Raw genomic sequence first — 15177 nt, forward strand, 5'->3', positions numbered from 1 at the left:
GGTCTGTTAAGCACTGAATCTTCAGGAGCAAGGTCGCCGCCCCCATGGATTATTTCGGACCACATATTTTCGGTTATACCATCGCCCTGTTGCACTTGCTGGGCATGATCGCGGCCATACACGCCGTGTTGACCGTCCGTACCGCCCAAGGCTCGATCGCTTGGGCCCTGTCGCTGTTTTTCATCCCTTACCTGACGCTGATCCCTTACCTGATGTTCGGCCGCAGCACCTTTGATGGCTACATCAAGGCCCGACGGCAGGCCAACGACGAGATGCGCAAGGCTGTTTCCGAACTCAACTGGCGACCTTGGGTAGAAGAAGCCCTCACCGCCCGCGCTTCGTCTGCCTACGCCTCACTTAGAGCGATGCCCAAGCTCGGACACATGCCCTGCCTGGCCAATAACCAAATGCGGCTGTTGATCAACGGCCAGTCGACGTTCGAGGCTATTTTCGATGCCATCGGTCAGGCGAAAGAGGCCGTGCTGATCCAGTTTTTCATCGTCCACGACGACCGCCTCGGCCAACGCCTGCAGACTTTGCTGTTGAAGAAAGCCGCCGAAGGCGTAGCGATCTATCTGTTGTATGACCGAATCGGCAGCCATTCCCTATCCAACGGCTACGTGCAGGCCTTGCGTGATGGCGGGGTCGAGGTCAAGGCTTTTGGCCCCCGTAATGGCTGGTTCAATCGCTTTCAGGTGAACTTCCGTAACCATCGCAAAATTGTGGTAGTGGACGGCATTCTCGGCTTCGTTGGCGGGCACAACGTCGGTGATGAATATATGGGCGAGAAACCGCCCTTGGCCCCTTGGCGCGATACCCACGTGCAAGTGCGCGGGCCAGTGGTGGCGTGCATGCAGGAGTCTTTCGCTGAAGACTGGTTCTGGGTGGCTCATGCCCTGCCGCCACTGATCCTGCCCGAGGTTTATCCAGAAGACGGCGTGCTGTGCCAGTTGCTCGCCAGCGGGCCGGCAGACGCCTACGAAACCTGTTCTCTGTTCTTTGTCGAAGCGATCCATGCAGCGACGGAACGGATCTGGATCACCAGCCCATACTTCATCCCCGATGAAGCCGTATTCGCAGCGTTGCGTCTGGCGGTACTGCGGGGTGTGGATGTGCGGCTGCTGTTGCCGTCTCGACCCGACCATCGAATCGTCTACGCCGCCTCCAGCCTCTACGCTTTCGAAGCCGTTCGTGCCGGTGTGCGGGTGTTCCGTTACGAGCCCGGATTCCTGCACCAGAAAGTGGTGTTGATCGACAGCGAAATCAGCGCCATCGGCAGCGCCAACCTGGACAACCGTTCGTTCCGGCTGAATTTCGAAGTGATGTTGCTGACCGTCGACAGCGCCTTTGCCGCTGAGGTGGAACAGATGCTCAACGATGACTTCGCCAATGCCCACGAAATCGCCAAAGGAGAAGGCCGGGAGACCCACCGCCTGCAGCAGATCGGCATGCGGGTCGCCCGGCTTATTTCGCCGGTTCTCTAGAGATAGATATCGTCACGGGTCCATGGCAGTTCATGACTGCCATCGGCATGGGTCTTCACCGCGAGAATCTGGTGCAGGTTGATCCAGCCCCGGGCAAACGCGTAAGCACAACCGGCCAGGTACAGCCGCCAGATACGCAGGGCTTGTTCCGGTATGAGCTTGGACGCCGCTTCGAGGTTGTCCTCCAGGCGCTCGCTCCAGTGATCGAGCGTGCGTGCGTAGTGCAGGCGCAAGCTCTCGACGTCAACGATTTCAAGCCCGGCTTCACTGATCTCGGCAGAAATCATCGACAGGTGCGGCAACTCGCCGTTGGGGAACACATATTTCTCAATGAATTCACCGGCACCGCGTCCCACCGGACGGCCATCGGTGTATTTGGCGGTGATCCCGTGATTCATCACCAGGCCGCCCTCTTTCACCGCACCGAACAGTGTCTTGCAGTACTCGGCGAGATTGGCGTGGCCGACGTGTTCGAACATGCCGACGCTGACCACTTTATCGAAACGGCCATCCTGCGGCAGATCGCGATAGTCGAGCAATTGCAGTTCAACCAAGTCCTCCAGGCCCTCCGCTTTTACGCGCTCCCGGGCCAAGGCCAACTGCTCCTTGCTGAGGGTGATACCGAACACTTTCGCGCCAAATTCTCGCGCAGCAAAACGCGCCAATCCGCCCCAACCACAACCCACATCCAGCAGATATTCGCCGGGCTGCAGGCGCAGCTTGCGACACAAATGACGGAACTTGGCTTGCTGGGCCTGTTCGAGGCTTTCGCTGCCGGTCTCGAAGTAAGCGCAGGAATACGCCATGTCGCTGTCGAGCCACAGCTGATAAAACGCATTGGAAAGATCGTAGTGGTAGGAAATCGCCTTGGCGTCCATCTCTTTGTCGTGGGCGCTACGAACCGGCTGATTGTCGTCGTCTTCGTCCAGCAATGCCTGGCTCCATTCATCGCAGACGCGAATCACATCGCTGATCGAACCTTCGAGTTCCAGTTTGCCTTCGACAAAAGCAGCACCGAGGGCGTCCAGGCTTGGATGGGTAAACTGGGTGACCATTTGTGGGTCCTTGACCACAATCGTGACGCTGGGCGCCGGTCCCAGATTGAGTTCATGGCCATCCCAGAGTCTCAGGCGAAGCGGTAATTGCAGATTCTGTAAGGCCGGTGGAAGATGCGCGAGCATGGAGAAGCCCCCTTGTTTCAGACGTCTAAACAGAGGGTAGACCATCTTTGAAAAATAGCTGGCTATCGAATTAATAGCCGTTTTCAATGATTCGCAACGCCTGCACCTGCCGCTGCGAACGCACAAAATGATGTGCCCTCATCTCCAATGACTACGAACCGGGCGCACAGTTCTAAAAAGTTTAAGCCCCGTGATTGCCCGGTTTAGAGCATTCGCCTTCAGGCTTCATCCTTAAGCTTGAGCAAAGGCTCCTGGAACCGCAGCAAACGACCGGCATTGCCCAACACCAACAAGGTGCTGAGGTTATGCAGCAGCGCCGCAATCATCGCCCCGGCAGCGCCAAGCCAGCCGAATGCGGCGAAGGCCACGATTGCCAGGGTCCAGCCCAGCCCGATGATCACATTCACCTGCAACGTCTGGCGGCACTGACGACTCAGGCGCACGCAAGTACCGAGACGGCGCAGGTCACTGCCGGTCAGCACGATGTCCGCCGATGCCAAGGCGATGTCTGCACCGCCCGCGCCCATGGCCACACCCACCACGCCAGCCTTGAGGGCAAGGGAGTCGTTGATGCCATCGCCGACCACCATCGGCCGGAAGCCGCTGTCGATTTCTTTGAGCACGCGGTTCAGTTTGTCTTCGGGCAGGGCCTGCGCTTCGACATCACTGATCCCGACATCCCGGGCGAGCGTTTGAGCGACGCTGTGCCGGTCACCGGTGAGCAACAACTGGCGACCCAACCCGAGTTCGCGCAACTCACCCAAGGCAAATTGCGCCTCGGGTTTGACGCTGTCGGCCAACAACAGCCAGGCGAGAAATTCACCGTTGAGCGCCAACCCGGCAATCGGACCGTCGTGATCGGGAACCTCCGTTGTACTGATGCCCAGTTGCGCGAACAGTTCCGGTCGGCCGAGCGCTGCTTCACCCTGCCCGGTCATCGCCACCACGCCCAGGCCCTGGCGCTCATGGATGTCAGTAAGCAGCAGGAAATGCTCCTGGGTCACCACCCCCGCGAGAGCACGACTGACCGGATGGCTGCTGGCCGAGCCAAGGCTGGCGGCGAGTTTCAATACATGACTGCGATCCTCCAGCGGACTGTCGATGGATTGCAGGCGCAAGGTGCCGAAGGTCAGCGTCCCGGTCTTGTCGATCACCAGCGAAGTCAGGTCCGCCAACTCTTCAAGGAACGCAGAACTGCGAATCAGAATCCCGTGGCGTGCCGCTACCGCCACCCCGGCAATCGCCGTGGCTGGCGCCGACAACACCAGCGCACAAGGACAGGCCGCCACCAACACCGCGAGCATCGCTTGAGCGTTGTTGGTGATGAACCAGGTCACCGCCGCCAGCAGCAACACCAGCACCATATAGCTGCCCGCGTAACGCTCCAGCAGACGAGTGATCGGCGGTTTCGAGCGCTCGGCGTTTTTCATCAGGGCGATGACTTTGCCAAGGGTTGATTCATGGCCGGTGCGGGTCACTTCGATCCGTAGCAGACCGTCGAGGTTGATCGCGCCACCGAACACCGACATGCCAACGCCCGCCTCCATCGGTACCGATTCGCCGGTAATTGAGGCGGTGTCCAGACTGGCCTGGCCGGACAACACTCGACCATCCGCCGGCACCCGGTCCCCGGCGCGTACCTCAACCAGGTCTCCCGCCTTGAGCGTGCCGTTGTCGACTTCAATGATGGATCCGTCCGCCTGAACCTTGCGCGCGTGGCTGCGGGTCAGTTTGCCGAGGGCGTGAATCGCCTCCTGGGAACCGATCACGCTGCGCTCCTCCAGCACGTGCCCGAAGATCATGATGATCGGCAACAGGGCCGCCGTCAGCAGATCCCCGATGGCCCAGGCACCCAGCATGGCTAGGGCAATCAATTGATCGGTGATGCCGTGCAGGCTTGGATAGCGCAGGCTGTACCAGGCTGAACGCATGACCGGAACGGCAACCAGCAGCGAGGCAAAACCCAGTAGCAGTTGACTGACACCAGTCTGCTCCGGCGCCAGCCAACGCCAGATCAAGCCCAGCGCGAGCAGGCCCAACGCGAGCATGGCCAGGGTCAACTGGCGCGCGGCGCGGCGCTGTTCGGCCGATGACAACAGGCTCGGTGCAGCGGCGGTCTGAGCGGTCATTGTGTAACTCCCTGAATAATCAGGCGGGAATCGTCTTTGGGATCGACCGTAGTGACCGAACCGGCCTGACCGAGAGTTTTCGGCAACCGCTCGCGATAAATGCGCAGCAGCATTTGCGGATCAGTGCCCTGTTGTTGCGCCTTGGCCAGGCTCAACACAGTGGCCGTGTCGGTAGACGCTTTGGCCAGTCGCTCACTGGCCTTGGCATGGGCAACTTGTAATGTTCTGTCGGCTTGCTCGTTGGCAGTTTGCGTCAGCTTTTCGGCTTCGGTACGCGCATTGGCCACGGCTTTGTCGGCTTGCTGACTGGCTGTCAGGACCGCATTGAAGGCATTGACCGCCGGGCTTGGCAGACTCGATTGCACATCGACCCGCGCCACTTCGATCCCCAAGCCCTGCCCCGTCTCGGTGAGTTCGGCCAGCCGTTGATTGATGCCCTGCACCAGATCGCCTCGTAAGCGCTCGCGCCGTTCCGCCGCCTGGCTATCAGCGCCGATCAATTCCGGGCGAGCGACCAGGATAGTGTCCAGATCCCGTGCGGCCGTGAGCGCGACCGCACTGCGGGTCACCAGACGATCCAGTGCCGGCAACACGTGTTCGCCTTGAAGCACGAATGCATAGGGCTCGGTGACTTTGTAGAAAACCCGCACATCCAGTTGCACCACACCGGCATCACCCGTTAACAGATAGCCGGAACCTGCGAGGGCATCGCTGATGGGTGTGGCAAAACTGGCCACGCGATCTGCCTGCATTGCGGCACCACTGCGCAACAAGCCTTCCACTCGGTGCTCGATCACTCGATCCGCCGCGGGCAACAAAATCACCTGCTCGAACGGTTGCGGCCAGGCCAATAACAGCCCGGCATTCTGAATGCGATCCAGCGCACCGAAATGCAAAACCACCGCGCGATTTTGCGGATCAATCTGCCTCACATTGGAAAACGCCCACGCCAATGCCGCCAACACCGTCACCGCGTAGAGGGCGAGAAACGCCAAGCGCCCGGCCTGAATCCAGGGGCTGCTCAACTCATTTGTTCCACGTGGAACCAAACTCATGGCTGCGATCCGGACTTGTTGTCGAGGCTCGGCGGACCGTCAACCAAGACCCGGAACGGTGCGGCGTCGGTACGCAGAATCAGCTTGGTTCCTGGCGTCACCACCGCGCCCAAGGTGTCGAGCGAGCGCAGCAGGTTGTAGAGCTGCGGCGATTGCGCGTAGGCGCGGCCATAAATCTGCGCCGCTTCGACGCGCGATTGCGCTTCGATATCTGCTGCTTTCACCGTGGCATCGGCCTGCACAATTCGCGCATCACGCTCGGCGGCAGAACGAATTTGCGCGGCTTCACGCTTGCCGATGGCCGTGCGCTCAGTAGCGATGGTTTCGCGCTCGGCACGCATCCGGTCGACTGTCGCGGTGAGCGTCACCGAAGGCAGCGTCAATCGCTCGATACCGACCTGCAACACGCGCACACCATAAGTGGTGAGCAACTGCTGATCGATTTGCTTGCGCAGTTGTGTTTCGAAATCGGCGATGCGTACCTGGCTGGCATCTGTGTTGACCAGGTTCGCCAGATCAAAACTGCTGGCGGTGGTTTCCAGCGCGGAGCCGACAAAGGTGCGAATCTGCCGCGCGGCTTCATCGGGCTGGTTCTGCACCGCGCGCATGAAACGTTGCACGTTGTCAGGGTCGCCCTGCACCTGCCACGCCACATAGGCCTGAACGATGATGCGCAGACCGTCTCGTGTGCCGACATCCTGCAAACCGCTGGACGTGGTACGCAGCCGCAGATCCACAGGGATCGCCGCTTCGAACGGTGCCGGCCAGCGCCAGCCCAGTCCCGGTTCCAGCAAGACCCGTGAGGGGTTGCCGAAGCGCGTGATCACCGTGGCCTCACCCGAGCGCACCTGCACCAGGCTCGCGGCAGCGACCGCAAACGCCACCAGCAATGCCGCCCACCCCATCCGACGCCATGGGAATGGACCGCCCTCCTGCGGATCGCCGTGATGATGGTGATGGCCGTGGTGATGACCGCCATGACTGTGATCGTGTCCGGCGTGGTCATCGTGATCGTGCGTATGGGACTGGCTCAATTGGCAGCTCCTGGCTGAGCGTTTTTACGCGGCGGCGCAGGGTCAACCGGCGGCGTGAACGTACGGAGGTCGATGGTCGGCGCATTACTACTGCCGCCCAGACGATGATCAAGAACCAGCAACTTGGCATTGGCCAAACCTTGGGACAACTGATTGAAATACTGCTCCAGCACAAAGGCCTGACCGGCGCTGGCATAGGCTTTTTGCTCGGCGTTGAATTTCAGGTCCGCGGCCTGGGCGCCAGCGTTGATTTCTCGGGCGCTGGCCGTCGCCTGATCGCGGGCGATGCTGGCCTGCAACTGCGCCTGATTGGTAGCTTCGGCAGCGGCGCCACGTTCACGGGCGATCAAGGCTTGCGCGCCAATCTGCGCCGCTTGCACGCCGTGATAGGCATTGGCTGCACCGGCCGGGGGGTGAATCGCCTCGACCACCGTGGCGAGTATTTCTACGCCGCTGTCGAGTTTTTGCAGGTCCGCCTGAACCGCGCGGCCGATCTCTTCAGCCAGCCCTACCCTGTCCTCGCCAAGCAATCCGTCGAGAGTGCGCGAGGCGAAGTCGTGAACCAGGATTCGGCTGGCGGTGCTGCGAATCAACATCGGTACATCGGCACTGTTATAGGTCGCAGCCAACGCCGCCTTATCGCTCAGACCAATGCGATAGACGAAGCGCACATCCATGTTGACGACCTGAAAGCTCTGCTTGTCGGCTCGGCTGCTGGCAATCACCTGGGATTTGTCATTCACATGGCTGGTGTCCCATAGGCGATTGGCAATCGCCGGGGCCGGGCCTTCGGCGGGATCGGCCTGAGCGGGGGCCGAGGTTTCGCCAACACTGGTGGCCAACTCGCGTACCACGCCATTCTCGACGCTCAACACCCGGCCCAATGGCCAAGGCAACCCCATATGCAAACCTGGGCCAAACACCTCCACTGGCTTACCGAATCGTTCGTAGATGCCACGCTCTTGCAGGGCAATCTCGTGAATGCCGGTCAGCGCCCAGCCAACAAGTGCAACCACCGCCAACACCGGCAGGAAGGCCCGACGCATGTAAGTGAAGGCCCAGATCTGCCGCAGGTCGATGCCGAAGCGGTTATGCAATTCGTGCTGCAACGCCAGCAATGGCTGTGGTGGCCAGCGCAACATGTCAGCGATAAAACTGCGCGCCAGTAGCTCCGGCTCAAGACGTTCACGGCGCGGGCTGAACAATGACAACACCGCGCGCAGCAACAGTTCTGCCGCCACCAGCCCCGGCAGCAGTCCAATCAACACCGCCAGGCGTACGGGCCATACCGAGGTTTCATCGGCAAACAACAGACAAAAAGCACCGAGCGCCAGGCTGATGATCGCCACACGGATCAATTGCGCCAACGTAGCGGCTTCAGGCCATTGCGCGGTGTTTTCCTGCGCCAGATGACGCTCCATCACCAACAGGCCGAACGCCAACAGCAAGAAGCACGCTGCCCCGACAGTGGCTGCCAGCCCCAGCGCTGCCGGGGGCAATGTGAGGTTCCAGGCCTGTTCGACGCCCAATACCGCCAACAATGCCCAGCCACCAAGCCACAGCGTTGGCGCGCCGATTTGCCCGAGCAGGTGCTGCGATTGCAGGCTGATCCGGTCCAGCAAACGCTCATACCACCCCGAAGGCGCGACAGATTCGTCGACAGCAATCACCTTCCCCACGGGGTTCATGGCGCGAGCACGCCACTGGGCCACCCACCAGGCCGATTGCAAACCCGCTATCAACACGACAAACGCCATGCTCAGGTTCAGCAGCAATGTTGGCCACAGTGTTTGCGAGGAAAACAACCCGGCAAAAAACGCCAGCAGCACACCTACTGTCGCGAGCACGCCCGCACCGATGGCGAACTGGCGCAAACGCCGCCCTTGAATGAACGCCTGCTGAAAGCGCGGCAACCCGGCTAACGGCGTTTCATCAACATCGAGATCGACTTGCATACCACCCCAGAGTGTCTTCGCTTGCATGGCAATTCGTTACGATATAACGAAAATGGTGAAATTTTCGTACTCGAGCGCGCTATCTAAAGATGCCCAACCTGTCGCTTGGCTGAAGCCTTGACCGAAATGCGGCAGAACGCACATATTACGTTCGTAATTTTACTCAGGAACTACTTTTACCCATCCCTTCCCCATTCGATCCAGGAGTACATCCATGAGCACTTATGACGTCGTGATACTCGGCGGTGGCCCCGGCGGTTACAACGCGGCGATCCGCGCCGGACAACTGGGTCTGAAAGCTGCCTGCGTGGAAGGACGCGCCACACTCGGCGGCACCTGCCTGAACGTCGGTTGCATGCCATCCAAGGCGCTGCTGCATGCCTCCGAACTGTACGACGCGGCCAAGGGCGCGGAATTCGCCAATCTGGGGATCGAAGTCAAACCCGTGCTCAACCTCAACCAGATGATGAAGCAAAAGGATGAAAGCGTTACCGGGCTGACCAAGGGCATCGAGTTTCTTTTCCGCAAGAACAAGGTCGACTGGATCAGAGGATGGGGCCACATCGACGGGCCGGGCAAAGTCACAGTGACCGATAGCGCCGGCGGCAAGACCGAACTGAGCGCCAGGGACATCATCATCGCCACCGGTTCCGAGCCTACGCCCCTACCCGGCGTGGATATCGATAACAAACGCATCCTCGACTCCACCGGTGCCCTGGCGCTGACCGAGGTGCCCAAGCATCTGGTAGTGATCGGCGCTGGTGTGATCGGCCTGGAGCTGGGTTCGGTATGGCGGCGCCTTGGGGCGCAGGTAACGGTGGTCGAGTTTCTCGACCGGATCTGCCCCGGCGTAGACATCGAAGCCGGCAAAACCCTGCAGCGCTCCCTGAGCAAGCAAGGCTTGAGTTTCAAATTGAGTTCAAAAGTGACCAGCGCCACCACCTCCGCCACCGGCGTGCAGCTCAGCATCGAGCCTGCCGCTGGCGGTGCTGCCGAGCTACTGGAAGCGGATTACGTATTGGTAGCCATCGGGCGCCGACCTTATACACAGGGCCTGGGCCTGGAGAACGTCGGCCTCGCCACGGACAAGCGCGGCATGCTCGCCAACAAGGGGCATCGCACCGAAGCCGTCGGGGTCTGGGTGATTGGTGACGTGACGTCCGGCCCCATGCTCGCCCACAAGGCCGAGGACGAAGCCATGGCCTGCGTCGAGCAGATGGTCGGCAAGGCTGGCGAGGTCAATTACAACCTGATCCCCAGTGTGGTCTACACCAAACCGGAGCTGGCCAGCGTCGGCAAGACCGAAGAGCAGCTCAAGGCTGAAGGCCGGGCGTACAAGGTCGGCAAGTTTCCCTTTACCGCCAACAGCCGGGCGAAGATCAACCACGAAACCGAAGGCTTCGCCAAAGTGCTGGCCGATGAACGCACGGACGAAGTCCTCGGCGTGCATCTGGTTGGCCCGAGCGTCAGTGAAATGATTGGCGAGTATTGCGTGGCCATGGAGTTCAGCGCCTCGGCCGAAGACATCGCCCTGACCTGCCACCCACATCCGACCCGTTCAGAGGCCTTGCGCCAGGCGGCGATGAATGTGGAGGGGATGGCGACACAGATGTAAGACTTGAAGAGTTGCAGTGACTGATTTATCGCCTTCGCGAGCAAGCCCGCTCCCTGTAGGAGCGAGCTTGCTCGCGATGCAAACGACTCGGTCTACAGCGGCAAATGCTCCAACGGCAACGCCCCCGGCGCCTTCACCGTGTGAATCGCAAAGTTGCTGCGGATGTCGCTCACACCCGGCAACTTCAACAAACGTCCGGTGAGAAACCGATCATAGGCACGCAAGTCCGGCACCACTACCTGCAGCAGAAAATCCGACTCTCCTGATACCAGAAACGCCGAAATCACCTCCGGCAATGCCGTCACCGCCAGGCGGAAGGCTTCTGCTTGCTCATCGTTATGACGCTCGACCTTGACCCCGACAAACACTGTCAGCCCCAACCCCACTTCGTCGCGATCCAGATTGGCCTGGTAGCCGCGAATCACCCCCGCCTCTTCAAGCATCCGAACCCGGCGCAAGCAAGGCGATGCCGACAGGCCGATCTCGTCTGCCAGTTGCACATTGCTCAGGCGGCCATCCCGTTGCAATGCGGCGAGAATCTTGCGGTCGTAGGCGTCAAGTTTCATGGTTTGGCAGATCCTGATGGTTCAAGCTTGATTAAGTGGCAGATTATGCCAATTCATGACCCGATAGAAACTGACAACGCAAGCACCTGCCCCGCCCTTCAGCCCTAGACTGGCACGACCAAATCGACAACGAATGGGGTGCAACATGCAAGGTCTCTGGCTGTTTTTCATGGCACTGGCGGTGGTCTACCTGTTGCCGGGGCCCGACATGATCCTGCTGTTGCAGACCGGTGCCCGCCAAGGCAAAGGCGCCGCGCTGGCCACGGCCGTGGGCCTGGGCATTGCCCGGGGTTGCCATGTGGCATTGGCGGCGCTGGGGCTGGCGGCACTGTTCAAGGCAGCACCCTGGACCTTCGACGTGGTACGCCTGGCCGGTGCCGCGTACCTGCTGTGGATCGGCATTCAGTGCCTGCGAACCACGATGCTGCCGAGCCTCACCAGCGCCGACACAACCGGCGAAAAACTGCGCTGGGGCGCAGCCATCCGACGCGGACTGCTGACCAACCTGCTCAATCCCAAGGCACTGCTGTTCTGCTCGGTGCTGCTACCGCAATTCATCGACCCACAGTCTGGGCCGGTGCTCGGGCAATTTGTGATCTTGGGCATGGTGCTGGTTAGTGTCGGGTTGCTGTTCGACAGCGCATACGCCCTGGTCGGCGCCGCACTCGGCCGTTGGCTGCAACGCAGCCCCTCAGCCCAGCGCCTGCAACAATGGTTGTTCGGCAGCCTGTTGATCGGTTTCGCCGTGCGGCTAACCTTTGTGCAACAGGCTTGAGCCTCACTGCGCCTTACGGCGGCGACGTTTGAACATCAACAGCGCGGCCGCCGCGAACGCCACTACGCTACCAACCTGTAACGGCATCTTGTACGGTCGCAAGGCCGAACGCGCAGCGTCGGTCACTTGGGTCACGTAGCGTTTGTCGGCGTTTTCGAAGTCGGGGTACGGGCACTGGTGGCCGAAATCGGCGGCCCATTCCACGTAAGGCCCTTCTTTGACATAACGCTGATATATCGCACTTTGCTCTTCGAGGCTGCTGTTCCACCCCGCCGCCTCGCACAGCACCGCCGCAAACGCCTGACTGGTGTGAGGCAAGTTATCCGCCGCCTTGCTCGCCAGCGCGGTGGCCACGAAGCGATAGTGATAACGCTGATCAGGCTGGGCAGCGCTGGCCTGCTGGCGCTTCACTTCGTCCTCGGCCACCAAAGGACCGACCTTGAGTTCGGTGTTTTCGAGAATGTAGTTACCGCCGAACGTGGCGTAATCCGGCGCCATTTCATAGCCCAGAATGTCCATGCCCCACTCGCGTGCCGTCCAGGCCGCATTGAACAGAGCAGCGGCACGACGGGTCGGCCACCAGGCTGAATCAGCCGCCAGACGTTGCTCGCCATACAGCTTCGCCTTGTGCCGCAAGCCATCATTGTCGAAGTACGCCGGCGCTTGCTCGTAATGCCCCTCGCGCAACAGCCTCCGGCCCAGCAGATTGCGCAGGCTCGCCGCCACCGGCAAGGGTACGTAGTTGTCGCGGTCCTGTTGGCTGAGCGGCGGCGGAGCCGGCACTTGAGTGTCTACGTAGTGTTTGAGTTCTTCGAGGGTCAACACGCGCTCGGCAACGGTGGCGGCGTCGAACCAGTAAATGCTCTGGCTGCGATACAACTGATCGAAGGCTTGCAGGTAATCCCCGCGTTGCAGGGCCAGGATCGCACTTTCACCCTCGACCCTGCATTTGGGCTGGAGCGTTTCGTAATCGAAGTCCTGTGTGCGGCGTTCGCCCCAGGATTCATTCTGCGGGAAGGCCTGCGCCGCTTTGGCATAGGCTGCGGCGGCCGAGTTCTTATCGCCCTCGCGCACCGCCAGTTTCGCCCGCAACCACCAGGCCAACCCACCATCGCCAGCGTGTTCGAGGAAAGCCTTGGCGCTGGCGTAATCACCCTGTTGATAATTCATTGCCGCCAGGCGGTCGGCGTTTTCGAGGCTGCCACGGGTACTGTTTTGCAGCAACTTGATCATTTTCTGTTCGTTGGGCGGTTGATCACCGAACGACCACCCCAACCGACTGATCAACGATGCTGTCACCAATTGCTGCACTGACTGGCCCTTGAGCAACTCGGCCGCTTGATCATCCGGCAGCGTCATCAGGTCTGCCATCAACAGCTTCAACGAGGTGTAGCCCACCGCGGAGCCGTGCAGATTCTGCGTGGCGTACAACTCGATGGCGCGGTTCCAGTCGCCAGCGGTGCGCACCACCCGGGCTTCTTCACCGAGGCTCGCGACACCCAGTTCCAGTGGATCACTGAAGCCGTCGATGCTCAGTTGCCGGGTTTGCTCGAAGGCGTCGCGGGATTGTTCGAGCAGATCCGGAGCCGCATTGGCTTCGGCGCTCATGACGAACAACGCTCGACCCAACGAGTAAGCCGCCCAGGTACTGCGCGAAGCCCGTTGCTCTGCGGGCAGGGCCAGCACTTTCTTGAAATACCCGGCGGCCAAGGCAGGATCACCCGCGGCAAATGCCACAGCGCCGGCCAGGTACAACCGGAGCTCAGGCGGCAGTTGCGCGCCCTCGCTTTCGACCTGGCGGGCATCGGTCAGGCTGCGCAAGTGTTTCACCAGCACCTGTTGTTCGGCGGAAAGTCCCGCCTGCTCGGCTTGATCGCGCAGCGCTACAGCGTCAGGTACATCCGAGTAGTCAACGCCAGCGGTGACGTTCTTCAACCCGTTGATGGCGTGGCCGAGGCGACTGATTTCGAAGCTGAAGTTGCCTTCCGGCAGCTCCGCCAGCGACTGACCACGGTTATCCAGCAGGCGCATGGGGAAGTCAGGGCCGCAGGCCAGTGCCGAACCCAGCGGCAGGCTGAGGCTCAGGCAAAGCAAATGACGCGGCCAGTTACGGGTGAACATTCGAGCCTCCTTGATCAATGTGTGCGCAGCGAGCCCAACCAACGGCACGCTGTCCGCCGGCCGGTATTCGGCCATCACGCAGGCGGGTGAAGGTAAGCAGATCCGGACGCTGTTGCAACGCGTAACCGGCCAAGGCATCGGCCCCCTCACAACCGCTGACCGCCAGTGTCAGGCGTTCGGGCCAGGCGCTGTCGAGATTGCCCTGGTTGCTGATGCCGATGTCATAGAGGCCATTGTCGGCCGAGAGTTTCAGTTTCAATTGACTGTCCAGGACATCACCACGCGCCACGGCGAGCAAAGTGGTCAGGCTCCAGGCCCGACGGTCGTTGGCCAATGGCAGGCGAAACCAGATCAGGCCCGCCAGACGTTTCGGTGGATCGGCACGCAACTCGGTGCCGAGGGTGCGCAATGACTGAGGGTCGGCCAGTAATTCCCGGCGCAGGCCTTCACGCTCCACGGTCACTTCGCTTTCCACAACAGGCGCGCCGCCCGCCGACGGCAGCAACGCCACGCCATAAGCCGGCAGCGCCAGATAGAAGGGTTTTGTCGTAATGCAGCTCCAGGCCTTCGCCCATTGCCGGGCCTGGTCAGCATCGAACAAGCCACGACGCGGATCGCTCACCGCGTGCACCTGCAACACACTGCTGTCGACTGTGGATAACAGCGCCGGCAGTTCGCGACTGTCGAGCCAGGATGGCAACGCGGTGATGCTCAGTACCAGCGAAGTCGGCAATGCTCCGCGCAACTGCGCGAGAAATTGGCGGTACTCCGGTAGCCGAGCGTTACCGGCATCGTGGTCGATTTCCACGCCGGCGAGGTTCAGCCCCTGGCCCTGCCAGTCGCCGATCACCTGGCGGATTTGCGCTGTGATCTCATCCTGATCCAGCGCCTTGAGCTGCCCATCCAGGCGAATCACTGCAATCACCGGCCGACCATCGCGCTTGAGCAGTGCCGGGTCAATCCGGGCACGACTCCAGCCCGCGTTGGGAAAGGCCTGCAAAGCCAGCACCCGCAACGTCGAAAAATCGGCGCGGCTATCCCTGAGGGCAGCGTCGTGGGCCGGCGTCCACTGCCGCTGCCAGACGTAAAGCTGTTGATCCAGCGGCGGTGCATCCTGTCTTTCGCAACCGGTGGTGAGCGCCAGCACCATCAGTAAGACCATCGAGCGTGTGAAAAAAACCATTGAAACGCCTGTTCCTGAAATGCAGAAAGGGCCTCTGCGGCCCTTTTTCGTTCTGCTCACTACCCTACCCAGCCATCGA

11 protein-coding genes are annotated in these 15177 nt (G+C 60.9%); 3 read left to right on the forward strand and 8 right to left on the reverse strand.

Annotation, left to right across the window (positions count from 1 at the left end; translation table 11 throughout):
* The first annotated feature begins 44 nt into the window (after window positions 1-44).
* Window positions 45-1484, forward strand: a complete 1440-nt coding sequence (cls, locus tag AC3WTM_RS02990; RefSeq protein ID WP_102669456.1) for a cardiolipin synthase — start codon at window positions 45-47, stop codon at window positions 1482-1484.
* Here cls and cfaB read toward each other — a convergent pair.
* The 5 genes from cfaB to hflK (AC3WTM_RS03015) form a co-directional block, all read right to left on the reverse strand.
* Complete coding sequence (cfaB, locus tag AC3WTM_RS02995; protein WP_102669457.1) at window positions 1481-2665, reverse strand: C17 cyclopropane fatty acid synthase CfaB; 1185 nt, start codon at window positions 2663-2665, stop codon at window positions 1481-1483. The two genes, cls and cfaB, sit on opposite strands and share 4 nt — an antisense overlap.
* A gap of 218 nt (window positions 2666-2883) precedes the next feature.
* Window positions 2884-4794 carry a cation-translocating P-type ATPase gene (locus AC3WTM_RS03000; RefSeq protein ID WP_102669458.1) on the reverse strand — a complete coding sequence of 637 codons (1911 nt, stop codon included), beginning with the start codon at window positions 4792-4794 and terminating at the stop codon, window positions 2884-2886.
* Window positions 4791-5849, reverse strand: a complete 1059-nt coding sequence (gene hflK, locus AC3WTM_RS03005) for a protease modulator HflK (RefSeq protein ID WP_102669459.1) — start codon at window positions 5847-5849, stop codon at window positions 4791-4793. Before hflK (AC3WTM_RS03005) ends, AC3WTM_RS03000 begins: the two co-directional genes overlap by 4 nt.
* On the reverse strand, window positions 5846-6883 hold the full coding sequence (hflC, locus tag AC3WTM_RS03010; RefSeq protein WP_102669460.1) for a protease modulator HflC: 1038 nt from the start codon (window positions 6881-6883) through the stop codon (window positions 5846-5848). The genes hflK (AC3WTM_RS03005) and hflC overlap by 4 nt, the downstream gene beginning before the upstream one ends.
* A complete protein-coding gene (gene hflK / locus AC3WTM_RS03015) occupies window positions 6880-8838 on the reverse strand; it encodes a protease modulator HflK (RefSeq protein ID WP_102669552.1) in 1959 nt (652 codons plus the stop codon). Before hflK (AC3WTM_RS03015) ends, hflC begins: the two co-directional genes overlap by 4 nt.
* 214 nt (window positions 8839-9052) lie before the next feature.
* On the opposite strand from hflK (AC3WTM_RS03015), the gene lpdA reads away from it, so the two are divergent.
* Complete coding sequence (gene lpdA / locus AC3WTM_RS03020; RefSeq protein WP_057712677.1) at window positions 9053-10453, forward strand: dihydrolipoyl dehydrogenase; 1401 nt, start codon at window positions 9053-9055, stop codon at window positions 10451-10453.
* Window positions 10454-10545: 92 nt separating this feature from the next.
* On the opposite strand, the gene AC3WTM_RS03025 is transcribed toward lpdA, so the two are convergent.
* Window positions 10546-11019: an Lrp/AsnC family transcriptional regulator gene (locus AC3WTM_RS03025; RefSeq protein ID WP_007969928.1), complete on the reverse strand. Its 474-nt coding sequence runs from the start codon at window positions 11017-11019 to the stop codon at window positions 10546-10548.
* A gap of 145 nt (window positions 11020-11164) precedes the next feature.
* Between AC3WTM_RS03025 and AC3WTM_RS03030 the strand changes: the two genes are divergently transcribed.
* The gene (locus AC3WTM_RS03030) at window positions 11165-11794 is read left to right on the forward strand and encodes a LysE family translocator (protein WP_102669461.1); all 630 of its coding nucleotides are present in this window, start codon (window positions 11165-11167) and stop codon (window positions 11792-11794) included.
* A gap of 3 nt (window positions 11795-11797) precedes the next feature.
* Here the strand turns inward: AC3WTM_RS03030 and AC3WTM_RS03035 are convergent, their stop codons facing one another.
* The gene (locus tag AC3WTM_RS03035; RefSeq protein WP_102669462.1) at window positions 11798-13915 is read right to left on the reverse strand and encodes a hypothetical protein; all 2118 of its coding nucleotides are present in this window, start codon (window positions 13913-13915) and stop codon (window positions 11798-11800) included.
* Entirely contained in the window at window positions 13902-15098 is a 1197-nt protein-coding gene (locus AC3WTM_RS03040) for a DUF3142 domain-containing protein (protein ID WP_102669463.1), read from the reverse strand. Before AC3WTM_RS03040 ends, AC3WTM_RS03035 begins: the two co-directional genes overlap by 14 nt.
* Window positions 15099-15177: the final 79 nt, after the last annotated feature.

This window comes from Pseudomonas sp. EU05-FHT14B02 (assembly GCF_058791055.1).

Coding starts and splice junctions, on each gene's coding strand:
- cls (WP_102669456.1), top strand. CDS start 45: ATGGATTATTTCGGACCACATATTTTCGGTTATACCATCGCCCTGTTG.
- cfaB (WP_102669457.1), bottom strand. CDS start 2,665: ATGCTCGCGCATCTTCCACCGGCCTTACAGAATCTGCAATTACCGCTT.
- AC3WTM_RS03000 (WP_102669458.1), bottom strand. CDS start 4,794: ATGACCGCTCAGACCGCCGCTGCACCGAGCCTGTTGTCATCGGCCGAA.
- hflK (WP_102669459.1), bottom strand. CDS start 5,849: ATGAGTTTGGTTCCACGTGGAACAAATGAGTTGAGCAGCCCCTGGATT.
- hflK (WP_102669552.1), bottom strand. CDS start 8,838: ATGCAAGTCGATCTCGATGTTGATGAAACGCCGTTAGCCGGGTTGCCG.
- lpdA (WP_057712677.1), top strand. CDS start 9,053: ATGAGCACTTATGACGTCGTGATACTCGGCGGTGGCCCCGGCGGTTAC.
- AC3WTM_RS03025 (WP_007969928.1), bottom strand. CDS start 11,019: ATGAAACTTGACGCCTACGACCGCAAGATTCTCGCCGCATTGCAACGG.
- AC3WTM_RS03030 (WP_102669461.1), top strand. CDS start 11,165: ATGCAAGGTCTCTGGCTGTTTTTCATGGCACTGGCGGTGGTCTACCTG.
- AC3WTM_RS03035 (WP_102669462.1), bottom strand. CDS start 13,915: ATGTTCACCCGTAACTGGCCGCGTCATTTGCTTTGCCTGAGCCTCAGC.
- AC3WTM_RS03040 (WP_102669463.1), bottom strand. CDS start 15,098: ATGGTTTTTTTCACACGCTCGATGGTCTTACTGATGGTGCTGGCGCTC.